This is a genomic window from Flavobacterium circumlabens (genome assembly GCF_004345565.1).
GTDB classification, from domain to species: Bacteria; Bacteroidota; Bacteroidia; order Flavobacteriales; family Flavobacteriaceae; genus Flavobacterium; species Flavobacterium circumlabens.
This window is the reverse complement of sequence record NZ_SLWA01000005.1, coordinates 334,828-361,196: the sequence shown is the minus strand read 5'-3', so window position 1 is coordinate 361,196 and position 26,369 is coordinate 334,828. Positions and strand designations below refer to the sequence as shown.

Sequence of the window (26,369 nt, the reverse complement as noted above, 5' to 3'; positions counted from 1 at the left end):
ACCTTAAAAACTTTATATCGGTTTATAACTTTTAACTTCCCATTTTTTAGCAGCCAAATCAATATAGCTGTAATGCAAAACATCATTTTTATCAAACTGACCATTTTGATTGGTATCTTCAATTGTTCTGAAATACAAACGGCCTTTGGAATCAATTAAATTCCAATCTACCAATTCCTGAAAGTCTTCAGAAACTTTAGTAAAATTTTCTCCGCTAATATTGCTCAGGTATAATGTTTTTATATCGCCGGAATCAATTTTGCCATCTTTATTCGTATCGGAATCTGCGAGAGTATAGACCATAATTTGATTCTTAGTTCTGTCAGCCACTGTTTTTAAATAAGTAGCGGTTAAGATCAAAGCCGGTTTATCTGTCAAAGACCGAATGGAATCAGAATCTGTTTTTTGAAATTTCAGATTCTGCAAATAGCCTGTAATTTCATATTCCCCTAAATTTGAAATCGTAAAACTCACATCGTTTACACTTGAAGATCCGTAACGGGCTTTTGTTCCTTTTTCAAATACCCTCAAATCACCAACCGGATGAATTAAATAATCCGTTCCTTCCATCTGAATCGGCAAATCAGCGACTTCAATCTGGGTTGAATCCGTTTTATTTACAACTCTTGCTTTATTCGCAGCATCATAAATTACTTTCGGTTTTTGAGCTTCATCTTTGCAACTTACTAAGCTTCCGATGATTGCCAGGGCTATATATTTTAATGAGTTTTTCATCTATTCGAATTATATTGGGATATCAAATATAGTATTTTTGATTGTATTATCGGTTTCATTTTAGTAAAACGGGAATTTCTCAAAACAAGTATCTGTTTCTGTCAATTTAATTACAACCTCGCATTCAGCTTAATATTAAAAACTCTTGAAGTCATATAATTCGGGATTGCGTATTGGTTTTTAGAATAAATATCCCTTACCCATGTATTGGTTATCGCATTTTGATTGTTAAACACATTAAAAATCTCCACACCAACAGACAGTTCCTTAAAGTTTTTCAACCAATTTGTCTTGGCACTTTTAGTACTGCTGTCTACAAAAACTTTAGCAAAACCAATATCTGCTCTTCGGTAATCATTCAGTCTGTTTTGATACAGGTAAGGATCCGAATACGAAGGAGCACCGCCCGGCAAACCTGTATTGTACACCAAATTCAGATACATTTTAACACTTGGAATATTGGGCATATAATCCTGAAACAACATGGCAAATTTCAAACGCTGATCTGTTGGTCGTGCAATATAACCTTTATCCTCGTAGTTTTCTTCGGTTTTCAGATATCCGAAACTTATCCAGGATTCTGTCCCCGGCACAAATTCTCCATTCAGCCTGAAATCAAGACCTTGCGCATAAGCTTTTGCATTATTGTTGGCCACATAACGGATACGAACATTGTCTATTGAGTATGTATTTACATCTGTCAGTGATTTATAATAAATCTCCGTCACCCATTTAAAAGGACGATCCCACATTTTGAAGCTGTAATCATTACTTAAAACAATATGTACGGATTCCTGCGCTTTCACGTTCGGATTCACCACCCCATTCAAATCACGAAGCTCCCTGTAAAAAGGCGGCTGATGGTACAATCCTCCCGAAAGTCTGAAAACCATATCCATATCCCAATCCGGTTTTATAGCAAATTGAGCTCTCGGACTAAAAACGATTTGGTTTTTTCCTTCCTCTGAGGCACCAGAAACGGTCCAGCTTTGAAAACGAGCTCCCAGATTATACCAAACCTGACTGGAGCCTAATTGTGTTTTCTGATTCCATTGTGCGTAACCGGAAAATCTGTTTATCGTATTAAAATTAGTAGCGCGAATATCCTGATACGGCAATAAAGGCCCCGTATAAGGTTCGTAAGGCTGATTGTTTTCCGGAAGTATCACGATTGGGGGATTTATAGAAAATCCGGCAGAATCTATGACTTCCCACTCTATTACCCTGTCCCGGATTGATTCTCTTGTGTATTTCAAGCCAAATTCAAGCTGACTGTCCCTCCACTCTTTAAAACCTTTTATTTCTGCATTTGCAATTAAAGCATCCAGATCATTACGGGCATGATTGAGCTGGGAACCAATTCCGCGTGTAAAATCAACATCGTCAAGATTGGTTGTCCCGTCAGCATTTACATTTCCCAATCGGTATTGTGCCAGAATATCAAAATGCTCCTGCTCTTTGGTATGAAACAAAGAGCCAATAAATTTAAAAGTTAAAGTTGGCGAAGCTTTGTAAGTAGTTTTCAGGGCACCAAAATAAGTATCGTACTGATCTTTTTCTTTTCCTTCATAATAAACCGCAAGTGCCATGGGCTGATCTATAGTTCCAAATTTGGTTTCACGTGTTAAAGGCTGATATAAATATTTGTTTTGCGAAATATTCCCTAAAAAGCTCATTTGCCATTTTTCTGAAATATCATAATTTACATTCGTCTGAACATCAACAAAAGTTGGAGTATAATTGGTTTGAGTGTCCTGACTGTTCACAAGCAGACTATTATTTCTGTAACGGACTCCGGTAACGGCCGACCATTTTTTATTTTTGGAAACCGCATCAACAGATATGCTTCCTCCCAGCAAACTGGCTTCTAAGGAAGCTCCGAATTCTGTGGGTTTTCTATACGTAATATCTAAAACAGAAGATAATTTATCACCAAATTTCGCCTGAAATCCTCCTGCAGAAAAATCAACATTCTGCACTAAATCGGTATTCGTAAAGCTCAAACCTTCCTGTTGTCCAGAGCGGATCAAAAAAGGACGATAGACTTCAATTTCATTTACATAAACCAGATTCTCATCATAATTACCGCCTCGTACCGCATATTGTGTACTAAGCTCATTATTTGAATTTACTCCGGGTAATGTTTTCAGGATATTTTCGATTCCGGCATTTGCACCGGGAATTTTCTTAATGGTCGCCGCGTCAATAACCGTGATTCCCTGAACCCGTTTTTTATTTTTAGAAGATACAAAAACTTCGCCCATTTGTTCCTGGGCATTACTCATTACAGGATTAAAGACAAAAACTTCATTTGGCTTTAAGTTTACGGTGAGGCTCATCATTTTTAAGGAAATATGAGTAAAAACCAAAGCTGCTTTTTTATTGGGAGGAACTTCAATTTCAAAAAAACCATCCGAATTGGTCTGGGTTGTATTTCCTGATGAAGAAACATTCACATCGGCAACTGGCCGCTTTTCATTATCTAAAATGATTCCTTTAACACGGGCGTTTTGAGCAAATGAGACATAACCAATGCACAAAAAAAGGAAAACGAATATTAATTTACTATAATTCAAACGTTTTGATTTTATTTTTGTTGACTTCTAAAAAAGTGAGTTTCAAAGATAGCAGAATTACCTACATTATCAACTACTTCAATTTTTAAATCATTTGCACCTTCTGCTACAATCCCATCTTCAAACTTGTGCGTAATTTTTCGGGTTTTATTATCATACTCCAGTAAAATCCAGTTTCCGTTCAGATAACCGTTGTATGATTTAATCCCCGACAAGCTGTCTCCTATTGTAAACTCAAGTACTTTCACATCACTAATCCATTTATCCTGAATGGGTTTATTAATTTTTATTACCGGAGCAATGGTATCCAAAACCAATCCGAATTGGCCTAATATTTTCGATTTCGCAGTAAAAACAGTTCCTTTTCGCGTTGTGGTATTATAACTTCTGCTGTTACCGCTGATTCTTGCAATGAATAATTTATCTCTGAGCTCTTCTGAATAAGTAGAATCTTTTATGGTTATCGTGAAATTGGAATGTACCGGAACAACATCATCATGAATATAAATTCGATTGTTTTTCACATCAAAATTCAAATTAAAATCATCGTAAAAAGTACCGGCAGGAAAAAATACCGACATATTGTCTTTTTCAAAATTTGAATCTTTATTATAACGAACAAAATATTTTGAGGCAATTGGTTCAGCATTTACAATTGGTGTTGCCGAATCATACTCTATCGGAACATCAATCGAGTTTAAATTCCCGAAATAATCCGATACTTCAATTCGGTAAGTGGAAGCTAAATTCGGATCGACAGAAATAATTCCGCGAAGCGAATCTGTTTTGATAATGCTTAAAGGAAAAGGTGTTTTCATAAACAGCTTCTGCACGCGTTGTCCTGATTTTTTATATTTCGGATAATCAACCAGCGCATTTACATAACGCATTTCATCAAATGAATAAGTATTGAACTGATAGTTGTAATTTTGATTTCCGTTTAAAAAGGTGCTCACATTAAACACCCCGTTTTTATTATTCGAAACATCATCATAATCCACCGCCGAGATTCCGAAACCAATTCTACCATTTGCCTTAACTTTAGAAGCCAGATAGGTTCCGTCTTTCTGAAGCGCCAGACTCAATAGCAGCGGTTGTCTGGACTGATTCACAACTGTATTTTCCGCAACAGGATAAACATATAAACTGGAAATGGTTGGTTTTTTACTGTCTTTTATATTTTGATCAAAACCAAAAAACATGGGGTTAATGACAAATTCCGTCTTCGAATCACGGATTTCAAAATGCAGATGAGGCCCTTCAGAAGATCCGGTGTTTCCGGAAAGCGCAATCAGTTGTCCTTTTGTAACTGGTAATTCATTGGGTTTTGGAAATAATTCAATTTCAAAAGAATGCTCGGCGTAATGTGCTTTCTGAACATAATCCTGAATTGGACCAATGGTGTTTTGTAAATGTCCGTAAACAGAAGTATATCCATTTGGATGTGTGATGTAGATACATTTTCCATTACCAAAAGTCGACATTTTTATTCTTGAAACATATCCATCCGCAACTGCATACACATTTAAACCTTCTCTCTGATTCGTTTTTAAATCGAAACCGGCATGAAAATGATTTGGCCTCAACTCCCCAAAATTACCCGAAAGCTGCATTGGAATATCAAGAGGCGGACGAAAATAATCTTTAGGATATGGTGTCTGAGCAAAAATAAAATTACAGAAAAACAGTGTAAGTAGTGAAAATCTCATAAGCAACATTTTTGCTAAGATAAAAAAATAAGAAGCCAAAAACGAGTAAAAAGCTACAAAAATACAATTCATTGAATTTCATATATTTGTCTATTTTTAATGCAAAAAAAGCGATAAAAAATTGCATTAATAAAAAGGAATACTAACTTTGTATGATTAAGTAATGAATAGGATTTATAATGAGTGTAATTGCCGAAATAATTGATACTCTTGAATATAAAATCGAAAAGCTTTTTGAAAAGTCAAAAGGATTCGAGAAAAACAATCAGGAACTTAGATTACAACTAGCCAAAGCTGCGCAAATCATCCAGAAACAATCTGAAGAAATGGAAGCTTTGAGAAAGCAATATGAAACACTTAAGATAGCCAATTCGTTGCTCGGCAGTGACAACAATAAGAGAGAGACAAAGCTTAAAATAAATTCATTAATTCGCGAAATTGATTACTGTATAGCACAATTATCAGACTAGAAACATGGACGAAAAGCTTAGAATTAAAATATCAATTGCAGATCGGGTATACCCATTAACCGTAGAACCCAATCAGGAAGAAGGACTAAGAAGTGCTTCTAAGAAAATTGATGTGATGATCAAGCAATTCGAAGAAAGTTACGCAGTCCGCGACAAGCAGGATGTACTGGCCATGTGTGCCTTACAATTTGCTTCACAAGTAGAACAAAAACAAATTGATTATACTGTCGATAGTGAAGATATCGAAAGAATTAAAAGATTAAATTTGCTTTTAGATCAATATCTCGAAAATTAAACGTTCTTTACAGAAACTAAGATACTGCCTACATTAGTTCATTTTTGGTAAACTCAACACTAACAAATTAAAGTGAGTGAATCGTCGCTACTATAGTACGTCCCGATTTTATTGGGAAAACTTGAACAGTGAGTTAGCTCAAAACTTGTCTTTACGAGTTTATTCAAGCAATTAATGTAGGCTTTTTTTATATATAAATTTTAACAAACATGGACATAGTAACGATCATTATTTCAGGTATCGTCGGGATTGCAGCGGGGTTTGCAATTGCTAAAGTTATCGAAAAAAGCAATATTTCTAATCTAATCAAAAACGCTAAAAAGGAAGCAGCTTCAATTTTAAAAGACGCTAATTTAGAGGCTGAAAATATTAAAAAAGACAAAATTCTTCAGGCAAAAGAACGTTTTATCGAATTAAAATCGGAGCACGAGCAAGTTATTTTGGCACGAGATAAGAAGGTAGCCGAAGTAGAAAAAAGAATTAGAGACAAAGAATCACAAATATCAAACGAGCTTTCAAAAGCCAAAAAAGTAAATGATGATTTTGAAGCTAAAACTCAGGAATACAATAGTAAGATTGAACTTTTAGACAAAAAACAAACTGAAGTTGACAAATTACATAAAAGTCAATTACAACAACTTGAAGTAATTTCAGGACTTTCTGCAGAAGAAGCAAAAGAGCAATTAGTAGAAGGCTTAAAAGCCGAAGCTAAGAGTAAGGCGATGTCGCACATTCAGGAAACTATCGAAGAGGCAAAACTTACTGCGCAGCAGGAAGCTAAAAAAATCATTATCAATACCATTCAGAGAGTTGGAACAGAAGAGGCCGTTGAAAATTGCGTTTCTGTATTCAACATTGAATCTGATGATGTAAAAGGTAGAATTATTGGCCGTGAAGGTCGTAACATCAGGGCGCTTGAAGCTGCAACCGGAGTAGAAATCATTGTTGACGACACACCGGAAGCGATCATTCTTTCCTGTTTCGATCCTGTTCGTAGAGAGATTGCCCGTTTGTCCTTACACAAACTGGTAACAGACGGACGTATTCACCCGGCCAGAATTGAAGAAGTTGTTGCTAAAACAGCGAAACAAATTGATGACGAAATCATTGAAGTTGGTAAACGTACTGTTATTGACTTAGGAATTCACGGATTACACCCTGAATTGATAAAAGTGGTAGGCAGAATGAAATACCGTTCTTCTTACGGACAAAACTTATTACAACACTCCAGAGAAGTTTCTAAACTTTGTGGTATCATGGCAGCCGAATTGGGCTTAAATGTAAAACTGGCTAAAAGAGCCGGTTTACTTCACGATATTGGTAAAGTTCCGGATACTGAAAGTGATTTACCTCACGCCTTGTTAGGTATGCAATGGGCTGAGAAATATGGTGAAAAAGAAGAGGTTTGCAACGCGATTGGAGCTCACCACGACGAGATTGAAATGAAATCATTATTATCTCCGATTGTTCAGGTTTGTGATGCTATTTCAGGGGCAAGACCAGGTGCAAGACGTCAGGTTTTAGATTCTTATATTCAACGTCTGAAAGATCTTGAAGAAGTAGCTTACGGATTCAGCGGTGTGAAAAATGCTTATGCAATCCAGGCAGGTAGAGAACTTCGTGTAATTGTAGAAAGCGAAAAAGTTTCTGATGACAATGCAGCCAACTTATCTTTTGAAATTTCACAAAAAATTCAAACCGAAATGACTTATCCGGGTCAGGTAAAAGTAACCGTAATCAGGGAAACAAGAGCAGTTAATATTGCGAAGTAATCTCAAAATTCATTATAAACAACAAAGGCTGTCTTTAGAAAGACAGCCTTTGTTGTTTATAGCTCTTAAATTTATCCTTTACATATCATTAAAAACAATTTTAAAGCAAGTTCCTACTCCTACTTCACTTTCAACAAAAACACTCCCTTTCATGGCTTCAATTTGATTTCGCGTAATATACAATCCAATACCGCGGGCTTCCTGATGTTTATGAAATGTTTTATACATTCCGAATAATAAATCGCCGTAAACCTCCAGATCAATACCCAAACCATTATCTGTAATTTTCAATGATTTATAACCTTCCGGTTCAATTCCAAAATCAAAAACAATAACAGGATCCCTGTCCGGATGGGCATATTTGATAGCATTTGTGGTAAAATTCAACAAAACACTTTCGAGATATGCCGGATTAAAATTTATAGTCAGATACTGGGGAACATTGTTGACGATGGTCACATTTTTTTGTTTGTCGTATCCTTTGATAGTAAAACTAATTTTTTCGATATACTCACTTAACTTCAAAGGAACTACCACAATATTGATATTGCTTTGTGTTTTAACAATCTGCGTCAAATTCGAAATTGTTTCATTCAGATCATTTGAAACCGTTCGCAGATGCTGTAGCATTTCATTAACCGTCAGCTTATCTAGATCAGCATCTATAAAGTCCAGAATAGATTTTATATTACCGGCTTGTGTATTGAGATTATGCGAAACAATGTGAGAGAAATTCAGCAACCGACTATTCTGGTCACTGTAAAGCTTCATTGTTTTTAGGAGTTCCAGTTCTTTTTCTTTTTGCAAAGAGACATCGGTATGTGTTCCGATAACACGCAGAGGCTTTCCATTTTCATCTCTTTTGATCACCTTCCCTCTGTCTAAAATCCATTTGTAATTGCCGCTGGAAGTCATCACGCGATGGTAATTTTCATAGTACGGAATCTTATTGTCAAAGTGTTCCTGAATGTCTGAATAATATTTTGGCAAGTCATCCGGATGTACAATTTTATCCCAGCGTTCCGGATCATCAAAAATATCTGTTGAATCTAATTCTAAAATTTTTAAGGATAATGAAGAATAAAAAACATTATTGGTGACCATATCCCAATCCCAAATACCGGCTGTTGAAGCTTCGAGTGCAAATTGAAACCGCTCTTCGGAAATACGGAGTTTTTCTTCTTTATCTTTTAGATTTGTAATATCAGAAACATGTCCGAAAAAACTAACACAACCGTTTGGAGCCAATTCGGTTCTAGATGAAATTTTAAACCACCGCAATCCTTTTTTAGGCAGGACTGCCCTGAATTCAATTTCCCAGGGTGTTACTTCTTTCCTGGCTTTTACCAGGGACTGAAAAAACAATTCCCTGTCCGGAGCGAATATCCTGTCATAAACAACAAATATAATATCGGTAGTAAAATCATTTACAGAAATCTCAAAAATATCATCGGCAGATTTACTGATAAGCGGGAAAGAATACTTATTATCACAATCAATAACGAACTGAAAAAGCAAATCCGGCATTTCGGCGAATAATTTCCTGTAAAAAGTATTTACTTCTAAGCAATCCTCATTTTCATGCAAATCAAAAACCATACATCACCTATTTTATCTAATTTAAATTATTCGACACTATTTTAGCTAAAAAAGAAGTCATTATTCTTCGTTTCTTGCCAAAATACAATACAAGATATTAAAATTTAAAAAGAAAAACGGCTGTTTTTTAAAATTATTGCCCGAAATTATTTCCTTGGGTGAAAAGAATTCATCACTTCTTTCAGGAAGCTTCTGTCTAAATGAACATATATTTCCGTCGTTGTAATAGACTCATGTCCAAGCATTAACTGAATAGATCTTAAGTCCGCACCATTTTCAAGTAAATGTGTGGCAAACGAATGGCGCAAAGTATGCGGACTAATTTTTTTATTTAAACTGACTTTTACAGCCAGATCTTTTATAATTGCAAAAATCATGGAACGGGTAAGCTGACTTCCTCTTCTGTTCAAAAACAGGGTATCTTCAAAACCTTTTTTGATATTTAATTCGCTTCTTACCGCATTCTGATAAATCCGAATGTATTTTTCAGTCAGTTTACCAATCGGAACGAAACGTTCTTTGTTTCCTTTACCGGTGATTTTAACAAACCCTTCTTCAAAATACAAATCAGAAATCTTAAGGGAAACCAGTTCAGAGACGCGAAGTCCGCAACCGTAGAGTGTTTCTAAGATAGCGCGGTTTCGTTCTCCTTCATTTGAGCTCAGATCAATAGCAGCAATCAAGGAATCAATTTCCTGAACCGATAACGTATCCGGTAATTTACGTCCGGTTTTCGGGGTTTCTATTAATTCCAGCGGATTGTCTTTTCTATAATCCTCAAAAACTAAATAATTAAAAAAGCTTTTCAATCCGGAAATAATGCGTGCCTGAGAACGCGGATTAACTTCTTTTGAAACGTCGTAAATAAACTGCTGAACGGTTTCATCGGTAATTTTTAAAGGCGAAACTTCAATCTGATTGGTTTCTAAAAAAAGACACAACCGTTCAATATCAAAACCATAATTCTCAATAGTATTTTTAGACAAACCTCTTTCGATTCGCAAATAGGATTGATAATCTTTTATGTAGGTATTCCATTTCATGTCCGCAAAGTAAAACAATTTTTAAGCATAAAAAAACCTTCCGGATTAGGGAAGGTTATATTTAATTTATTAAAAAAATTAGAATTTATATGCTGCTAAAAATGATAAAACTCCATTATGAAGTTTTGAATCGTCGCCGAATTTAGTTTTTAGGATATTAGATAATCCTAAATTATATCTTACACCAACAGAGAAATTTTCTGTAAAATCATATCCTGCTCCCAGATTTAAACCAAAATCAGTTGATTCAAATAATTTTTTGACATCCATTTCGTGTTTGCCTGAATATCCATTTACGACTGTTTTTGTTTTTGCAGAAGCTAAAAATCCAATTTGAGGGCCTACTTCAATGCTAAAGTTTTTAACCAAAGAATATTTAAACATAACCGGAACATTTACGTAATTCAGAATAAAATTAGCGCTTCCAGTTACAAGCTTCCCTTCTACATACGCTTTCCCATTCTTAAATTCGGCACCTTGCATAGAAAATAATTTCCGGCTGCACCACCAATTTGTCTGACAATTTAATTTCTACGAAACCCCCTGCATTAAATCCAGTCTGATAGCCAACATCAATACCGTCCAAATCTCCTGTAAAATTTGAAACATTCAAACCTCCCTTTACTCCAATTTTAACTCCCTGCGCATTTGCAAATCCACATACCATTACTGTCATAGCAGCAAAAATAATCTTTTTCATTTTTTTTATTTTAAAATAATTTCTCAAATGTAATAAAATACATACAAATATTTTATTTGAATATTAAAAAATAAATCTTTAATATACGAGAAAAATCTTACTTTAAAACATAAAAAAACCTTCCGGATTAGGGAAGGTTTAATTTAATATATTCAAAAAAATATTAGAATTTATAAGCCAAAGACAAAGCTAAATTGCTATTTTTTGGGCTATCTAAAAAATCTTCTACATTATCCGTTTCATAATCAGCAATATTAGCTAAACCTACTGTATAACGAAGGTTTACACCAAGATTGTCAGTAAAACTATATCCAACACCAAAATTAAATCCAAAATCTACAGATTTAAAATCATCTTTTGCATCTTCACTATCGTATTTTGCAGAAAGCAAAAATCCTACTTGCGGACCTGCTTCCACGGTAAATTCTTTAGTTATAAAAAATTTAGCTAAAACTGGCACATTCAAATAACTTAATTTATTATCTATATCAGAATCCCCAATATATTTCAATTTTGCACCTTGTGTAGAAAACAAAAGTTCAGGCTGAATAGCTAATCTTTCAATAACTTTAATCTCAGCAAAACCCCCAACATGGAAACCTATTAAAGATTTCGAATCGTCGTAATAATCTCCACCTGTAAAGCTTGAAACGTTCAAACCTCCTTTTACTCCAAATCTTGTTTTCTGAGCATTTGCAAATCCAAATACTAAGATCGCAAGCATTGATAAAATAATTTTTTTCATTTTTTATTTTGTTAAAGTTTAGAAAACAAACGTATAAAACACATGTTAAAATTCCTAATAAAGTAAATTAAAAAACAATTATCAAAAAGTAAAAGAATCAAACTATTCTGTTTTGTATACCCTTGATTTAAAATATATTAGTATTACTATTCGCACTAAACGAACCTACTAACAAGGCATAATTATGCTTAAAAATTAACAATTAAAATCTTTCAAATTAAAAAATAATATACAACTTTAATAAAATATAATAAGTATATCCTAAATATATAAGTATTTATATTAATTCGTAAATAACTAAAATTCAATACTTTAAAATTATAAAAAAAGTGTTATATCAAATTAAAATATTAAGATGTGTGAATTTTAATAAAAATTTTAACTAAAACATAAAACAATAAAAAGCAAAATAAGTAGTTTTGAACTGTTAATAACATTAAAAAAAAAATACCAAACTTTAAAAAACTTTTTTATGAAAAAGATACTTTTAGCAGCTGTATTGTTCATCGCAACATCAGCAACAATTCAGGCTCAATTATTACAAATTGGAGCTAAAGCAGGGGTTAACTTTGCCAGTCAGACAGGAGATGCATCTTTAAACGGTGTAGCATTCGATAAAGACGGAATTACCAGCTATCATGTAGGTGTAGTCGCTGAAATCAAATTATTAGAGAAATTCTCTATTCAGCCAGAGCTTTTGTACTCTACACAAGGAGCAACATATAAAAATGCAGCAGAAGAATTTAAAAACGAATTAGGTTATTTATCTATTCCTGTAATGGCTAAAATTTATATGACTAAATCATTAAGTTTAGAGGTAGGGCCACAAGCGTCATTCTTATTAAGCGAAAAAAATGATTTTGATGTAAAAGATGCTGAAACTTTTGAATTTGGTGTAAATGCAGGTTTAGGATTAAAAATCACTAAAAACATTTTTGTTCAGGCTCGTTACGGTCTGGGATTAACAGAAGCTTCAAAAAATGCAGATGTTAAAAACTCCAACATACAATTATCAGCAGGATTTATGTTCTAAAAATAATATCACATACTTTTATAAAAACCGCTCTGTTAATTGGAGCGGTTTTTTTATTTTTACATACTTTGTAAAATGTATGCTGCAAAATGTGAAGCGGAATCATTGCTCAATTATTAAATCAAATTATACTATGAAAATCTGCATTATCAACGGACCCAATTTGAATCTTTTAGGAAAAAGAGAACCCGAAGTTTACGGAAGCCAGACTTTTGAAGACTATTTTGAAACGTTGCAGCAAAAATATCCAAATATTGAACTTTCTTATTATCAAAGTAATATCGAAGGCGAACTGATAGGCAAAATTCAGGAGTGCGGTTTTACTTTTGATGGAATAATACTAAATGCCGGCGCTTACACGCATACGTCTATTGGTTTGGGCGACGCCATCAAAGCGGTGACCACTCCGGTAATTGAAGTCCACATTTCGAATACCTATGCCCGGGAAAGCTTCAGACATCAATCGTATTTATCGGGAAATGCCAAAGGTGTTATCTTAGGTTTTGGATTAAAAAGTTACGATTTGGCCATTCAGTCTTTTTTGTAACTCTTTATTTAACAAATTTTTAATAGCCCCGATTTTAAGTTATTCTATTTTTGTGAAAGAAATAACTTTCATGAGAAACTATACTTTATTCGCCTTTTTATTTTTTACGCTTTCTAACTTTGCCCAGATCAAAGGAACCATAACCGATGAAAAAGGAAATCCATTACCTTTTGTTTCTGTTTTTGAAGAAAATACGTATACCGGAACCACATCAAACGAGCAGGGACAATACCAGCTTAATGTAAAAGAAGCCGGAAAAAACAAAATTACCTTTCAGTATTTAGGTTTTAAAACCCAAAAAATAGCCGTTTCTCCCGGTTCTAAAGTAATCGTTCTGGATGTTAAAATGGTGGAAGAAAGTTTTGCCTTAAATGAAGTGGTGATTGATCCTAAAAACAATCCCGCAAATGCCATCATAAGAAGTGCCATTGCCAACAAAAAAGAAAACTCAGAAAAAACTTCCCGCTTCACGGCCGATTTTTATTCAAAGGGAATGTTTAAAGTAAAAGACCTGCCCAAAAAAATATTAGGCCAAAAAGTAGATTTGGGAGAAGATATGTCCTCTAATTTGGATTCTACCGGAACAGGAATTCTGTACCTGTCGGAAACCATCTCGAAAGTCAGTTATGAGAAACCGAATAATCTCAAAGAAAAAATTATAGCCTCAAAAATTTCCGGAAACAATAGAGGCTACAGCTACAATACCGCAGCATTATCGACCTATGATTTTTATGATAATACTTTGGATTTCGACATTAAACTAATTTCCCCAATTGCCGATAATGCATTCAATTATTATAAATACCAATTGGAAGGCACCTTTTTTGATGCCAATAATCACGAAATAAACAAAATAAAAGTAATTCCAAAACGCGACAAAGAGCCTGTTTTTGAAGGTTATATTTATATTGTTGATGACAGTTTTGCGATTTACGCGATAGATTTAGACATAAAAGGCTATCGAATGAAAAATGAACTTACGGAGATAATGACGCTAAAACAAAGCTTTAATTACAATTCAGAAAACAAAATATGGTCTAAAAACGCACAAACCTTATATTTTAAAGCGGGCGTTTTTGGTATTAAATTTTCGGGGCAATTCAATTATGTTTATTCCAATTACGAGTTTCCGGCTTCGTTTGCAAAAAAGACATTCGGAAACGAAATTGTTGCTTTTGAAGCCAACTCCAATAAAAAAGACGACGCTTTCTGGAATGAAATTCGTCCGATTCCTTTAACTATTGAGGAAAGCAATGACTATAACAAAAAAGACAGCCTGCAAACCATTCGCAAATCTCAGAAATACACTGATTCGATTGATGCCAAAAACAATAAATTTAAAATCTGGGATATTTTAAAAGGATACGAGTACAAAAATACTTTTAAGAAATATTCTTTCGAGTATGACGGTTTGTTAAACATTACTTCTTTAAGTTTTAATACCGTTCAGGGATTTAATTTCAATTCGGGCTTTTCATTCAAAAACTGGAATGAAGAAAAAGGAAAAAGCACTTCTGTAAGCACTACGTTTAATTATGGTTTTTCGGACGAACGTTTTCGCGTAGTTGGAGAATTTACCCACCGTTTCAACACAATAAATTACGCCTCTGTTGCCGTTTCCGGAGGAACAAAAGTAGCCCAATTTAATAGTGCTGAGCCAATCAGTAAATTTGTCAATTCTGTTAGCTCCTTGTTTTTTAAAGACAATTACATGAAGTTATATAATTTAGAATTTGCACAAATCAACTACAACCAATATGTCGCAAACGGAATAAATCTGAATGGTAAAATTGCGTACGAGCAACGAAAACCGCTTTTGAATACAACCGATTATTCTTTCTTTAAAAGAGACGATATTTATTCTTCCAATAATCCACTGGCGCCAAATGATTTTGAAACTCCTGCTTTCAATCAGCATCATTTGCTCAAGGCCAATATTACGGCACGCATCAATTTTGGCAATAAATATATCTCAAGACCCGACGGAAGATATAATATTAAGAACGACAAATACCCTACTCTGTTTTTGTCCTATGAAAAGGCATTTGCTGCCAGCTCAAAAAACTATGAATTTGAGCGAATTGCAACCGCGGTACAATATGATTTATCGTTAGGGAACAAAGGTTTGCTGGGAACCAGTTTCAAGGCAGGAAAGTTCTTTAATGCCGAAAATATATCCTTTATAGATTACAAACATTTTAACGGAAACCAAACCCATATCGGAACAAGCGATCGTTACCTGAATGTTTTCAATTTAATGCCTTACTATACCAATAGCACGAACGACAGTTATTTTGAAGCACATCTAGAGTACAATGACACCGGATTTATGATGAATAAAATTCCGTTACTGAATCTGTTAAAATCAACCCTGAATTTAGGTTTTCACTCGCTGGCTGTTCCGGACAGAAAGCCTTATTCTGAATTTACGGTTGGTCTGGACAATTTGGGTTTTGGAAAATTTAAACTTTTCAGAGTAGATTATGTTCATTCCTATCAGGGCGGAATTCAGCAAAACGGCGTTGTTTTCGGACTGAAGATTTTGAATGTTTTGGATTAGTTCTTAAAAGGTGCTAAGGTCCTAAGTAACTAAGGTTCTAAGTTGATTAACCGAAATCCCTAGCGGATTTACGATTATGTGTAACTTACATCTCTGTCGTATATTTTTTCCCCGCAGATTTGGCAGATTGAGCAGATTAAAAGGTTAGTAGCGGAAAACAAAACACAAAAAAGCCGATTACTCTTTTGAGAGTAATCGGCTTTATATTTTATTTAAAAAATGCAAAAAGCATTCAAATCTTTGCACCTCTGTCCCTTTGTACCTTTGTCCCTCAGAACCTTAGCAACTTAGAACCTTCCTCAATGATAATCATCCGGCTCAATATGAATTAATACATTTCCCAGCTGAGGAATTTTTTCTTTTAAAGTATCCTGCAGTTTATGCGACAAATCATGCCCTTCTTTTACAGAAATTTTAGCCGAAACAATGGCATGAAGATCGACGTGATATTTCATCCCTGCTTTTCGGATAAAACATTTTTCAGTCCCCAGAATTCCTTCAACCGTTAATGATTTAATGCGAATTTCTTCGACTAAGTCATCATTTAAATGTTCGTCCATAATTTCACCAAGTGCCGGCCTGAAGATTTTATAACTGTTGTATAAAATAAAGAAAGCAGCAAAAAGAGCCGCCCAGTCATCAGCAGATTCGTAACCTTTTCCCATTACCAGCGCAATCGTAATTCCGATAAATGCCGCAACCGAAGTTATCGCATCACTGCGATGGTGCCAGGCATCTGCCGCTAAAGCTGAACTATTGGTTTGTTTACTGCGTTTCATCACCACTCTGAAAGAATATTCTTTCCAGATAATGATAGCCCCCAGAATATACAAAGTCCATGATTTTGGTAATCCGTGGGATGTTTGAATATTGGCTATACTTTCATACCCAATAACTGTAGCCGAGGTAATCAGAAAACCTACCACCAAAAAAGTAATTAACGGCTCCGCACGGCCATGACCGTAAGGGTGATTTTCATCTGCCGGTTTATTAGAATATTTGATTCCAAACAAGACCAGACAGGACGAAAATATATCCGTTGTTGATTCGATCGCGTCTGCAATCAAGGCGTAAGAATTGCCAAAAAAACCTGCCAAACCTTTTACAAGGGCCAGGCAGGTATTTCCAGCTATACTAAAATAAGTAGCTTTTATAGCTTTTTGTTCATTAGTCATTTGAGATTTTTATCTACGCTCTCACGATTTTTGCTCCAATTGCTCTCAAACGCTCGTCGATACGTTCGTACCCACGGTCGATTTGTTCGATATTTTGAATTGTACTGGTTCCTTTTGCCGAAAGAGCAGCAATCAATAATGAAATTCCCGCACGAATATCCGGAGACGACATTGTTGTTGCTTTTAACTGAGATTCGAAATTATGTCCCATAACCACCGCTCTGTGCGGATCGCATAACATGATTTTTGCTCCCATATCAATTAATTTATCTACGAAAAACAAACGGCTTTCGAACATTTTCTGGTGAATTAAAACATCGCCTTTGGCTTGTGTTGCCACCACCAGAACAATACTTAATAAATCAGGTGTAAATCCTGGCCATGGTGCATCTGCAATGGTCAGAATAGAACCGTCAATATCTGTTTTTACTTCATACCCATCTGTGTGAGCAGGAATGTAAATATCATCTCCGCGTCTTTCTATTGTAATACCTAATTTTCTGAATGTATTCGGAATCAAACCTAAATTATCCCAGCTTACATTTTTGATTGTGATTTCGCTTTTTGTCATAGCCGCAAGACCAATCCAGGAACCGATTTCGATCATATCAGGAAGAATTCTGTGCTCGCAACCACCAAGACTTTCAACACCTTCAATAGTTAGTAAATTAGAACCCACTCCAGTAATTTTCGCTCCCATAGAGTTCAACATTTTACATAACTGTTGCAGGTAAGGCTCACAGGCAGCGTTATAAACGGTTGTTTGTCCTTTTGCCAAAACAGCAGCCATCACAATATTTGCTGTTCCGGTAACCGAAGCTTCGTCAAGCAACATATCTGTTCCGGTAAGACCTTCTTCCGGTGATTCTACTCCATAGAAGTGATCTTCTCTGTTGTATCTGAATTTTGCCCCAAGGTTAATAAAACCTTCAAAGTGTGTATCTAATCTGCGACGGCCAATTTTATCTCCTCCCGGTTTAGGAATGTATCCTTTTCCGAAACGGGCCAAAAGAGGACCAACAATCATAATAGAACCTCTCAGTGCTCCTCCTTCTTTTTTGAAAGCTTCTGTTTCCAGATAACCTACATTAACCTCATCAGCCTGAAATGTAATAGAACCTGGTTCATTTCTTTGAATTTTTACCCCTAAATTACCCAGCAAAGTGATTAATTTATTGATATCAATAATATCGGGAATATTATTAATTTTCACTTTATCTCCCGTTAAAAGCACGGCACATAAAATTTGTAATGCCTCATTTTTTGCTCCTTGCGGAGTAATTTCTCCTTTTAAAGGTATTCCTCCTTCGATTTTAAAAATTCCCATATTCTTTTTTTAGAGTTTCTGAGTTTCTAAGGTTCTGAGTTTCTAAGGTTTCTTTTTAAGATTATAAGCCATAAAGCTTAGCTACTTAGGAACTTAGCTGCTTAGCAACTTTTTTTATTTTTAAGGTTCTTCTTTTTAAGTCGCTAAGGCTCTAAGACGCTAAGGTTCTGAGTTAAAAAACTTAGAGCCTTAGTCACTTAGTATCTTAGTACCTTTTTTTATTTCTGACTATTGTTTTTCTGAAAAGGTTTTGGTTTCCCGCCTTTATTATTGCTTTTGTTACTTTGGATTTTTGGTGGTCCGGCTGGCGTAATTTTATTAGATATACGTTTGTTGGTACGCAATAAATCAGTTGTATTTAAAAGTTCTTCTGTACTTTGCAACAAGTTGATTTTACCTCCTGACAATTCGTATAAATGCTCAAAAATCACATCATCTTTTACCGTGTCTTTGTTCCAGCTCAAATATGATTTTTTCATATGGTTGGCAATCACCAGTATCAATGCATTTTTCATCTCGCCATCCTCCCATTTATTGGCAACATCAATCATATATTTGATGTTATTCCCATAAAACCTGTATTTTGGAAAGTTCTGCGGATACTGTAAAACATCCGGCTTTAGCTGTAATACATCACGGGACGGAATTGGATAAGGCGATTCTACATCTAATTTAAAATCAGACATAATAAAAAGCTGATCCCATAATTTATGTTGAAAATCTGGCACATCACGTAAATGCGGATTCAGGCTACCCATAACCTGAATGATGTATTTCGCTGCTTTATTGCGCGTTTCAGCATCTTCAATAATGGTTGCCTGATCAATCAGTTTTTGTAAATGACGACCATATTCCGGAATAAGTAAACGCTGTCTTTCAGAATTGTATTCTAAATTAAAAACAACGTCATTCGCGACTTCTTTTTTATATTTTTCGACCATAAGTTATAAGGAAACTATACCTTCTATTGTAGAAACTTCTTTGTATTTAGCAATCACCTCATCGGCGCTGTTCATCGTAACATCTACAGAAACGCTGGTAAATTTACCTGTTTTAGATTTTGTTGTTTTAATAACCGCCCCCATACTGTCAAAAGCTTTTTCAACACGGTCGACATTATCGCCTACTGAAGGCATTATAAATTTATACAAATATTCTGCTGGCCAGGTATTTGAATTATCCAGCTCAACCTTTAATCTTTCGTAAAATTCGGCGGTACTTTTTTCTTTATCGTTCTCCATTCGTAATTAAAAATAAACGCAAATATACGGTTTTGAGTTTAGATTTTTAGATTTTTTTCTTTCGAAAAAGGTTCAAAGTTACAGAGATGCAAAGGTGCGAAGAAAAAAGCTTTGTAACTTTATTTCTTTGTGAAATTTCCTCTTATATTTGAGAAAACATTGCTGATAAATTTGCGCGAAAAGTCGCGAAGACGCAAAGTTTTTAAGCTTTGGATATTTTTACTTTGCGGCTTTGCAACTTTGCGACATTCAAAAAACATTCTTATGAAAAAATACGCAATCTTACTTTTTATAATTCTCCATTTCAACAACATTCAGGCACAGGAAATCAAAACAATAACCTATTTTCAGAACGATACGATCCAACTGGATTTAGATTTGTATTTGCCTCAGCAGAAAACTAATGAAAAAATTCCGTTGATCCTTTTTGCATTCGGAGGCGGGTTTTCTGGCGGAGAACGCACGAGCGAAAAAGAATTCGGAATGTTTATGGCTAAAAACGGTTATGCCGTGGCGAGCATTTCGTACAGTTTGTATATGAAAAGAAAGGATTTTGGCTGTAAAGGCACTTTGACCGAAAAGATAAAAGCCATTCAGATTGGCGTCAGCGACATGTGGCAGGCAACTTCTTTTTTACTTGAAAATGCTGCTAAATATAATCTGGACACCTCTAAAATCTTTATTTCCGGAATTAGCGCCGGTGCCGAAATCGGCTTTCACGCTGTTTACTGGGATTATAAACTGATGAATTTATACAAAAGCAATCTGCCGGAAAACTTCAAATACAAAGGTTTTATCGGAGGTTCGGGAGCAATCATGGATATTAATCTGATTACGAGAGAAAAGGCAATTCCGACGTTACTCTCACACGGAAATAATGATGCAACAGTTCCGTATTCCGCGGGCTCCCATCGCTCCTGCCCTACAAATGCTTCAGGCTGGCTGATTCTTTTTGGTTCTTATGCCGTTTACAATCATATGAATGACCTGCATAAAGACATTGAACTGATTACTTTTTGCGGCGGCGGGCATGAATTCTCCGGTTATCTTTTTCATCAGGGACAGCAATATGTTTTGAATTTTGTAGATACTGTTTTAAAAGGCAACAAATTTGAATCGCATTTGATTATTCCTTTGGAGAAGAAAAGTGTTAATACTGGAAAGTATTTATTTTGTGAGTAAAAAAAAATCAGGAATAAAAAGGCCTCTCTCTATATTTACTTTTTATTTAAATAAATGAATCCATACCTATCGAACAAGTGGCTCCTTAATGCTTTAATTACAGGAGAACAAACTTTATTGCAGCAACAGAAATCGTTCTATTGAACTATAAAATTACGAAATCATTCGTTTCTGATAAATATTCTTTTTAATTACGAATAAGTTTAGGTAAATTTGCGCTTTATTTTAAGAAAGTGCAAAAACAAATCATAGTACTCATTGGTGGCCCGGGAACGGGAAAATCTACTCTTATTAACGAATTGGTAGCTCGTGGCTATTGCTGTTATCCTGAAATTTCAAGACAAGTTACGCTCGAAGCACAACAGCGAGGTATCGACCAATTGTTTTTGGAACAGCCTTTATTGTTTAGCGAAATGCTGCTTCAGGGCCGCATCAAACAATACCAACAGGCTCTTGAAGAACCTGACAATGTGGTTTTTATAGACCGTGGCATTCCTGATGTTGTGGCTTACATGGATTATATTGGTGATGAATATCCGGCACATTTCACAAAGGCATGCGAAGACATTAAATATTCTAAGATTTTTATTTTACCGCCCTGGGAAGAAATTTATGAAAGCGACACAGAGCGTTATGAGAATTTTGAACAGGCAGTCACGATCCAGAATCACCTTGTTGAAACTTATAAAAAATACGGCTACGACTTAATAGAAGTGCCGAAAGATACCGTGGACAATAGAATTCTTTATATCTTAGATAAAATTTAGGCCTGTTTTAAAGTTGCAAAACTAGAAACTGCTTTCTAAATTTTTTAACTTTAAAACAAGACCAATGCCGGAAGCACAGGAAATTCTTTTAAAATACTGGAAACACGACGGTTTCAGACCACTTCAAAAAGAAATAATTGATTCGGTTCTGAATGGTCAGGATACTTTTGCCTTACTGCCAACCGGCGGCGGAAAATCAATCTGTTTTCAGGTTCCCGCCATGATGCAGGACGGAATCTGCCTTGTAGTTTCACCTTTGGTTGCACTGATGAAAGATCAGGTGGCTAATTTACAAAAAAGAGAAATCAAAGCTATTGCCCTTACCGGAGGAATTCACACTGAAGAAATCATTGATTTACTGGACAATTGCCAGTTCGGAAATTATAAATTTTTATACCTCTCCCCCGAAAGACTGCAATCGGACTGGATTCTGGAACGCATTAAAAATCTGCCCATAAATTTAATTGCAATTGATGAAGCGCATTGTGTTTCGCAATGGGGCCATGATTTTCGTCCCGCTTACCTGAAAATTTCAGAACTAAAAAAGTTCTTTCCTAAAATTCCCTTTCTGGCGCTGACAGCAACGGCTACTCCGAGAGTTATTGAAGACATAAAAAAAGAACTCGGACTAAAAGATACTGCATTTTTTCAGCAGTCTTTTGCCAGGGAAAATATTGCTTACATGGTGTTTAATGTTGAAGACAAACTGTATCGTGTTGAGCAAATCCTCAAGAAAAATCCACAGCCTTCCATTATATATGTACGAAACAGAAAATCCTGCCTGAACATCTCGACACAATTACAATCGCTGGGCTTTAAGGCAACTTATTATCATGGCGGCCTTTCGTCTAAGGAAAAAGACAAAAACATGCAATTGTGGATGTCGGAACAAGCGCAGGTAATTGTGGCTACCAATGCGTTTGGAATGGGAATTGACAAGGATAATGTAAAAACAGTGATTCACACCCAGCTTCCTGAAAACATTGAAAATTATTATCAGGAATCCGGAAGAGCGGGACGAAATGGCGGTAAATCATTTGCCGTTTTACTCACCAGTTCTTCAGATATCAATCAAACCGAACAGCAGTTTTTAAGTATTTTACCTGATAAAAAATTCCTGAATGCCATCTATGTCAAACTCTGCAATTATTTTCAGATTGCTTATGGCGAAGGTATTAATGATTCGTTTTCGTTTAAGCTGAATCATTTTTGCCAGAAATATGATTTCTCAACCCTAAAAACCTATAATGCTTTGCAGTTTCTGAATCAGCAGGGAATTATTACGATGTCACAGGAATTCTCTGAAAAGATTACCATGCAATTTTTAATCGAATCCAAAGAAGTGATTCGCTACATAAGTCTGAATCCGAACGATGAAGAAATTGTTCTGGCGATATTGAGAACTTATCCCGGAATTTATGAAATGAAAGTCCCTTTTAATCTTTCCTTAATTGCCAAAAAATCACATCATACCGAAGAACAAGTTACTGTTGTGTTAGAAAAATTACAAGAAAAAGAGATTATCGAATATAAATCCAAAAACAACGACGCAACTATCTTATTTAATGAAGTCCGTGAAGATGAGCTCACGATAAACAGAGTGTCAAAATATCTGGAAAGGCAAAATCAACTTAAAAAAGACCAGCTTTTATCTGTTCTTCATTATATAAAAGAAGATAAAACCTGTAAAAACAGATTGATTCTGGATTATTTTGGAGAAAAAACAGAATCCAATTGCGGAGTTTGTTCCTATTGTATTGCCAAAAAAGGCAAAATAACCGAAGCGGATTCGATAGCGGATAAGATTCTTTCTTTATTAAAATCAGCCTCTTTAACTTCGAGGGAAATTCAGAGTCAGATCAAACTGGATACCGACGTTGTTATTCCGGCACTTCAGGAATTATTAGAAAACAACTATATCATCATACAACCGAATAATACATACACTTTAAAATTATAATGGAAAAATTAAGAATCATATTTATGGGAACTCCCGAATTTGCTGTTGGCATTCTGGACACCATTATCAAAAACAATTACGATGTTGTAGGCGTTATCACGGCTGCAGATAAACCTGCGGGACGCGGACAAAAAATAAAATACTCTGCCGTAAAAGAATATGCACTAGCAAATGATTTAACTTTATTACAACCCACAAGCCTAAAAGACGAAAGTTTTCTGGAAGAACTAAAATCCTTAAATGCGAATTTACAAATTGTAGTTGCCTTCAGAATGCTACCAAAAGTAGTCTGGGAAATGCCAAGCCTGGGAACCTTTAATCTTCATGCCTCTTTATTACCCGATTATCGTGGCGCGGCACCCATTAACTGGGCTATTATTAATGGAGAAACCAAAACCGGCGTCACTACTTTTTTTATAGATGATAAAATAGATACGGGAGCGATGATCTTAAATTCGGAGATTGCAATTGAACCAGCAGAAAATGCCGGACAATTACACGACCGATTAATGCATTTAGGAAGTCAGACGGTAATTGATACTTTGCAGATTATTGAAAAAGGAAATGTGACGACGACAATTCAAGAAGACAATGCTGAAATTAAAACCGCTTATAAACTCAACAAAGAAAATTGCAAAATCGACTGGACGAAATCCGGAGATGAAATCAACAATCTGATTCGAGGATTAAGTCCTTATCCGGCATCATGGTGTTTCTTAAAAGACAAAAACGAAGAATTAAGTATTAAAATATATGAGGCAAAACTGATTGAGGAAGCTCATTCCCATGAAATTGGAAGCCTGATCAGCAGCAAAAAAGAAATCAAAATTGCTATTGCAAATGGTTTTGTTCAGCTTTTAAGTTTACAATTACCCGGAAAAAAGAGAATGCAGGTAGCAGAATTGCTAAACGGGATTACTTTTTCGGAAACAGCAAAGGTCTATTAAGGTCAATAAAACAGGGGTTTTTACCTGTTTTAAGCCACAAATAACACGCTTTATGAACAAAAAAAGTAAGTTATTAACAATTTTTGCTAAATTTAAAGAAAACACTTGCAAGGAACGGATTTCCTACTAAATTTGTGTATTAACAATTTTTTTTTAACCAACAATTAATAACTAATAATTATGAACAAATCAGAATTAATCGATGCTATCGCTGCTGATGCAGGAATTACAAAAGCTGCGGCTAAATTAGCTTTAGAGTCTTTTTTAGGTAATGTAGGGACTACTTTGAAAAAAGGAGGAAGAATTTCACTAGTAGGTTTCGGATCATGGTCAGTATCTGCTAGAGCTGCTAGAGACGGTAGAAATCCACAAACTGGAAAAACTATCAAAATCGCTGCTAAAAATGTAGTGAAATTTAAAGCTGGTGCTGAATTAGAAGGTGCAGTGAACTAAGTAAGAAAGTTCTCTAAACTTATAATATAATTAAAACCCTCCTCATGGAGGGTTTTTTTGTGCGGTTTAACGATTTTATTTGGGATTTTAAAAATTTTATGATTAAATTTAATAAAAATTGTAGCCGTATGATTTCAGAAAAATTAAAAAAAGGACACCTGCTTATTGCCGAGCCTTCAATAATTGGAGATTTATCTTTTAACAGATCGGTAATTTTATTAGCAGACCATAACAAAGAAGGATCAATAGGATTTATAATAAACAAGCCATTAAAATATACAATTAATGACTTAATTCCTGAAATTGATGCTAGCTTTAAGATATATAATGGAGGTCCTGTAGAGCAGGACAATCTTTATTTCATTCACAATATTCCAGAGTTAATCCCGAATAGTGTGGAGATTTCTAATGGAATTTATTGGGGAGGTGATTTCGAATCGACCAAAGACTTAATAAATGACGGATCTATTAACAAAAATAATATTCGTTTTTTCTTAGGGTATACCGGTTGGGATGAAAATCAGCTTGAAAGTGAAATGCAGGGAAACTCCTGGATCATTGCCGATAATAATTACAAGAATAAAATTATCGGAAAATCCACCACTCATTTTTGGAAAGAACAAATAATTGAGTTGGGCGGAGATTATCTTATTTGGTCGAATGCACCTGAAAATCCATATCTGAATTAATTTTCAGATATAGATTCATTCAGCTTCTGCACTAATAAATGAGCCAGACTGTTTGTAAATTCTTTTTTTCGATATTTACTTATCGGTTGTATCCCTGTGATTACATTTGTCAGAAATAATTCGTCTGCTTTTTGAAGATCGAACGGAGAAATTATTTCTTCACTTACTTCTATGCCTTCTGTTTTCTTAGCCAGAGCTAAAATCTGTTTACGCATTACTCCATTCAGACAACCTTCTGAAATTGGCGGGGTGATCAGTTTTTTACCCATAACCATAAATAAATTTCCCTGTAATACCTCAACAACATTTTTAGTATCATTTACCAAAATGCAATTATCCAAACCATTTTCGTGAGCAAAAATACTTCCGGTAACATTAATCAGTTTATTAGTCGTTTTAATGGACGATAATAATTGTTTGGTCACATAGAAATCTTTATACAAATCAACCTCATAAGGAGCTGTATTTAAGACGTATGACGTGTTTTCAAGTGCAGTTGTGTGAATTAAAAATGAAACTTCGTTTGTTTTTGGCAAATACAAACCTCCATCCTTTCTAAAAACAGTAATTCTCGCTCTTGCTGAGGCCGAAAATCCATTTTCCTTCACCACTTTTAAAACTTGCTCTTCCAGGTATTCCATGGTGAAATTCATGGGAATTTCCATTCTGACCACACGCATTGAAGCCATTAACCTGAAATAATGATCTTCGAGAAACAATATTTTGCTGTTGATTATTTTTAGCGTTTCAAAAACACCATCACCATACAAAAAAGCACGATTTTGAGTTAATATATTCTCTTCCTGCTCCACTATGTTTCCGTTAAAATTGATCATAAAAAAAC

The 26,369-nt window shown here is 35.0% G+C and carries 23 protein-coding genes and 1 pseudogene; 12 read left to right on the top strand and 12 right to left on the bottom strand.

The window, feature by feature from the left end:
* Nucleotides 1-12: 12 nt before the first annotated feature.
* From EV142_RS14490 to EV142_RS14480, 3 genes are all read right to left on the bottom strand, one after another.
* A complete protein-coding gene (locus tag EV142_RS14490; protein ID WP_132036568.1) occupies nucleotides 13-735 on the bottom strand; it encodes a hypothetical protein in 723 nt (240 codons plus the stop codon).
* A 110-nt stretch (nucleotides 736-845) separates the two neighbouring features.
* The gene (locus EV142_RS14485; RefSeq protein ID WP_132036567.1) at nucleotides 846-3,311 is read right to left on the bottom strand and encodes a TonB-dependent receptor; all 2,466 of its coding nucleotides are present in this window, start codon (nucleotides 3,309-3,311) and stop codon (nucleotides 846-848) included.
* 11 nt (nucleotides 3,312-3,322) lie between these two features.
* Nucleotides 3,323-5,020, bottom strand: a complete 1,698-nt coding sequence (locus EV142_RS14480; protein ID WP_132036566.1) for a M23 family metallopeptidase — start codon at nucleotides 5,018-5,020, stop codon at nucleotides 3,323-3,325.
* 179 nt (nucleotides 5,021-5,199) lie between these two features.
* Between EV142_RS14480 and EV142_RS14475 the strand changes: the two genes are divergently transcribed.
* The 3 genes from EV142_RS14475 (at nucleotide 5,200) to rny (ending at nucleotide 7,557) form a co-directional block, all read left to right on the top strand.
* Nucleotides 5,200-5,490 carry a hypothetical protein gene (locus EV142_RS14475; protein WP_132036565.1) on the top strand — a complete coding sequence of 97 codons (291 nt, stop codon included), beginning with the start codon at nucleotides 5,200-5,202 and terminating at the stop codon, nucleotides 5,488-5,490.
* Nucleotides 5,491-5,494: 4 nt separating this feature from the next.
* Complete coding sequence (locus EV142_RS14470) at nucleotides 5,495-5,785, top strand: cell division protein ZapA (protein ID WP_132036564.1); 291 nt, start codon at nucleotides 5,495-5,497, stop codon at nucleotides 5,783-5,785.
* A 209-nt stretch (nucleotides 5,786-5,994) separates the two neighbouring features.
* Nucleotides 5,995-7,557: a ribonuclease Y gene (gene rny, locus EV142_RS14465; protein WP_132036563.1), complete on the top strand. Its 1,563-nt coding sequence runs from the start codon at nucleotides 5,995-5,997 to the stop codon at nucleotides 7,555-7,557.
* A gap of 78 nt (nucleotides 7,558-7,635) precedes the next feature.
* Here rny and EV142_RS14460 read toward each other — a convergent pair whose 3' ends face one another.
* From EV142_RS14460 to EV142_RS14445, 4 genes and pseudogenes are all read right to left on the bottom strand, one after another.
* On the bottom strand, nucleotides 7,636-9,156 hold the full coding sequence (locus EV142_RS14460; protein ID WP_132036562.1) for a sensor histidine kinase: 1,521 nt from the start codon (nucleotides 9,154-9,156) through the stop codon (nucleotides 7,636-7,638).
* A 146-nt stretch (nucleotides 9,157-9,302) separates the two neighbouring features.
* On the bottom strand, nucleotides 9,303-10,199 hold the full coding sequence (xerD, locus tag EV142_RS14455; protein WP_132036561.1) for a site-specific tyrosine recombinase XerD: 897 nt from the start codon (nucleotides 10,197-10,199) through the stop codon (nucleotides 9,303-9,305).
* 78 nt (nucleotides 10,200-10,277) lie between these two features.
* A pseudogene (locus EV142_RS14450) lies at nucleotides 10,278-10,866 on the bottom strand (porin family protein).
* Nucleotides 10,867-11,062: 196 nt separating this feature from the next.
* On the bottom strand, nucleotides 11,063-11,644 hold the full coding sequence (locus EV142_RS14445; protein WP_132036560.1) for a porin family protein: 582 nt from the start codon (nucleotides 11,642-11,644) through the stop codon (nucleotides 11,063-11,065).
* Nucleotides 11,645-12,116: 472 nt separating this feature from the next.
* Here EV142_RS14445 and EV142_RS14440 point away from each other — a divergent pair, with 472 nt between their 5' ends.
* The 3 genes from EV142_RS14440 (at nucleotide 12,117) to EV142_RS14430 (ending at nucleotide 15,784) form a co-directional block, all read left to right on the top strand.
* The gene (locus tag EV142_RS14440; RefSeq protein WP_132036559.1) at nucleotides 12,117-12,677 is read left to right on the top strand and encodes a porin family protein; all 561 of its coding nucleotides are present in this window, start codon (nucleotides 12,117-12,119) and stop codon (nucleotides 12,675-12,677) included.
* A 133-nt stretch (nucleotides 12,678-12,810) separates the two neighbouring features.
* Nucleotides 12,811-13,224 (top strand): type II 3-dehydroquinate dehydratase, encoded by a 414-nt coding sequence (aroQ, locus tag EV142_RS14435; RefSeq protein WP_132036558.1) that lies wholly within the window; start codon nucleotides 12,811-12,813, stop codon nucleotides 13,222-13,224.
* A gap of 70 nt (nucleotides 13,225-13,294) precedes the next feature.
* A complete protein-coding gene (locus EV142_RS14430) occupies nucleotides 13,295-15,784 on the top strand; it encodes a DUF5686 and carboxypeptidase regulatory-like domain-containing protein (RefSeq protein ID WP_132036557.1) in 2,490 nt (829 codons plus the stop codon).
* A 299-nt stretch (nucleotides 15,785-16,083) separates the two neighbouring features.
* Here the strand turns inward: EV142_RS14430 and EV142_RS14425 are convergent, their stop codons facing one another.
* From EV142_RS14425 to EV142_RS14410, 4 genes are all read right to left on the bottom strand, one after another.
* Nucleotides 16,084-16,959 (bottom strand): cation diffusion facilitator family transporter, encoded by an 876-nt coding sequence (locus EV142_RS14425; RefSeq protein ID WP_132036556.1) that lies wholly within the window; start codon nucleotides 16,957-16,959, stop codon nucleotides 16,084-16,086.
* 13 nt (nucleotides 16,960-16,972) lie between these two features.
* Entirely contained in the window at nucleotides 16,973-18,286 is a 1,314-nt protein-coding gene (murA, locus tag EV142_RS14420) for a UDP-N-acetylglucosamine 1-carboxyvinyltransferase (protein ID WP_132036555.1), read from the bottom strand.
* Between the two features lie 218 nt (nucleotides 18,287-18,504).
* Nucleotides 18,505-19,227, bottom strand: coding sequence for a DUF4290 domain-containing protein (locus EV142_RS14415; protein ID WP_132036554.1), 723 nt, complete (start codon nucleotides 19,225-19,227; stop codon nucleotides 18,505-18,507).
* Nucleotides 19,228-19,230: 3 nt separating this feature from the next.
* Nucleotides 19,231-19,527 (bottom strand): DUF493 family protein, encoded by a 297-nt coding sequence (locus EV142_RS14410; protein ID WP_132036553.1) that lies wholly within the window; start codon nucleotides 19,525-19,527, stop codon nucleotides 19,231-19,233.
* Nucleotides 19,528-19,791: 264 nt separating this feature from the next.
* Between EV142_RS14410 and EV142_RS14405 the strand changes: the two genes are divergently transcribed.
* The 6 genes from EV142_RS14405 (at nucleotide 19,792) to EV142_RS14380 (ending at nucleotide 25,525) form a co-directional block, all read left to right on the top strand.
* On the top strand, nucleotides 19,792-20,709 hold the full coding sequence (locus EV142_RS14405; protein ID WP_132036552.1) for an alpha/beta hydrolase family protein: 918 nt from the start codon (nucleotides 19,792-19,794) through the stop codon (nucleotides 20,707-20,709).
* A 233-nt stretch (nucleotides 20,710-20,942) separates the two neighbouring features.
* Entirely contained in the window at nucleotides 20,943-21,476 is a 534-nt protein-coding gene (locus tag EV142_RS14400) for an AAA family ATPase (RefSeq protein ID WP_132036551.1), read from the top strand.
* Between the two features lie 64 nt (nucleotides 21,477-21,540).
* Nucleotides 21,541-23,436, top strand: a complete 1,896-nt coding sequence (locus EV142_RS14395; RefSeq protein WP_132036550.1) for a RecQ family ATP-dependent DNA helicase — start codon at nucleotides 21,541-21,543, stop codon at nucleotides 23,434-23,436.
* Nucleotides 23,436-24,383: a methionyl-tRNA formyltransferase gene (fmt, locus tag EV142_RS14390; RefSeq protein ID WP_132036549.1), complete on the top strand. Its 948-nt coding sequence runs from the start codon at nucleotides 23,436-23,438 to the stop codon at nucleotides 24,381-24,383. The genes EV142_RS14395 and fmt overlap by 1 nt, the downstream gene beginning before the upstream one ends.
* Nucleotides 24,384-24,563: 180 nt before the next feature.
* Nucleotides 24,564-24,836, top strand: a complete 273-nt coding sequence (locus EV142_RS14385) for an HU family DNA-binding protein (protein ID WP_012022249.1) — start codon at nucleotides 24,564-24,566, stop codon at nucleotides 24,834-24,836.
* A 128-nt stretch (nucleotides 24,837-24,964) separates the two neighbouring features.
* Nucleotides 24,965-25,525 carry a YqgE/AlgH family protein gene (locus EV142_RS14380; protein WP_127339858.1) on the top strand — a complete coding sequence of 187 codons (561 nt, stop codon included), beginning with the start codon at nucleotides 24,965-24,967 and terminating at the stop codon, nucleotides 25,523-25,525.
* Here the strand turns inward: EV142_RS14380 and EV142_RS14375 are convergent.
* Nucleotides 25,522-26,361: an aminotransferase class IV gene (locus EV142_RS14375; protein ID WP_132036548.1), complete on the bottom strand. Its 840-nt coding sequence runs from the start codon at nucleotides 26,359-26,361 to the stop codon at nucleotides 25,522-25,524. The two genes, EV142_RS14380 and EV142_RS14375, sit on opposite strands and share 4 nt — an antisense overlap.
* Nucleotides 26,362-26,369: the final 8 nt, after the last annotated feature.

Coding starts and splice junctions, on each gene's coding strand:
- EV142_RS14490 (WP_132036568.1), bottom strand. CDS start 735: ATGAAAAACTCATTAAAATATATAGCCCTGGCAATCATCGGAAGCTTA.
- EV142_RS14480 (WP_132036566.1), bottom strand. CDS start 5,020: ATGAGATTTTCACTACTTACACTGTTTTTCTGTAATTTTATTTTTGCT.
- EV142_RS14475 (WP_132036565.1), top strand. CDS start 5,200: ATGAGTGTAATTGCCGAAATAATTGATACTCTTGAATATAAAATCGAA.
- EV142_RS14470 (WP_132036564.1), top strand. CDS start 5,495: ATGGACGAAAAGCTTAGAATTAAAATATCAATTGCAGATCGGGTATAC.
- rny (WP_132036563.1), top strand. CDS start 5,995: ATGGACATAGTAACGATCATTATTTCAGGTATCGTCGGGATTGCAGCG.
- EV142_RS14460 (WP_132036562.1), bottom strand. CDS start 9,156: ATGGTTTTTGATTTGCATGAAAATGAGGATTGCTTAGAAGTAAATACT.
- xerD (WP_132036561.1), bottom strand. CDS start 10,199: ATGAAATGGAATACCTACATAAAAGATTATCAATCCTATTTGCGAATC.
- EV142_RS14445 (WP_132036560.1), bottom strand. CDS start 11,644: ATGAAAAAAATTATTTTATCAATGCTTGCGATCTTAGTATTTGGATTT.
- EV142_RS14440 (WP_132036559.1), top strand. CDS start 12,117: ATGAAAAAGATACTTTTAGCAGCTGTATTGTTCATCGCAACATCAGCA.
- aroQ (WP_132036558.1), top strand. CDS start 12,811: ATGAAAATCTGCATTATCAACGGACCCAATTTGAATCTTTTAGGAAAA.
- EV142_RS14430 (WP_132036557.1), top strand. CDS start 13,295: ATGAGAAACTATACTTTATTCGCCTTTTTATTTTTTACGCTTTCTAAC.
- EV142_RS14425 (WP_132036556.1), bottom strand. CDS start 16,959: ATGACTAATGAACAAAAAGCTATAAAAGCTACTTATTTTAGTATAGCT.
- murA (WP_132036555.1), bottom strand. CDS start 18,286: ATGGGAATTTTTAAAATCGAAGGAGGAATACCTTTAAAAGGAGAAATT.
- EV142_RS14415 (WP_132036554.1), bottom strand. CDS start 19,227: ATGGTCGAAAAATATAAAAAAGAAGTCGCGAATGACGTTGTTTTTAAT.
- EV142_RS14410 (WP_132036553.1), bottom strand. CDS start 19,527: ATGGAGAACGATAAAGAAAAAAGTACCGCCGAATTTTACGAAAGATTA.
- EV142_RS14405 (WP_132036552.1), top strand. CDS start 19,792: ATGAAAAAATACGCAATCTTACTTTTTATAATTCTCCATTTCAACAAC.
- EV142_RS14395 (WP_132036550.1), top strand. CDS start 21,541: ATGCCGGAAGCACAGGAAATTCTTTTAAAATACTGGAAACACGACGGT.
- fmt (WP_132036549.1), top strand. CDS start 23,436: ATGGAAAAATTAAGAATCATATTTATGGGAACTCCCGAATTTGCTGTT.
- EV142_RS14385 (WP_012022249.1), top strand. CDS start 24,564: ATGAACAAATCAGAATTAATCGATGCTATCGCTGCTGATGCAGGAATT.
- EV142_RS14380 (WP_127339858.1), top strand. CDS start 24,965: ATGATTTCAGAAAAATTAAAAAAAGGACACCTGCTTATTGCCGAGCCT.
- EV142_RS14375 (WP_132036548.1), bottom strand. CDS start 26,361: ATGATCAATTTTAACGGAAACATAGTGGAGCAGGAAGAGAATATATTA.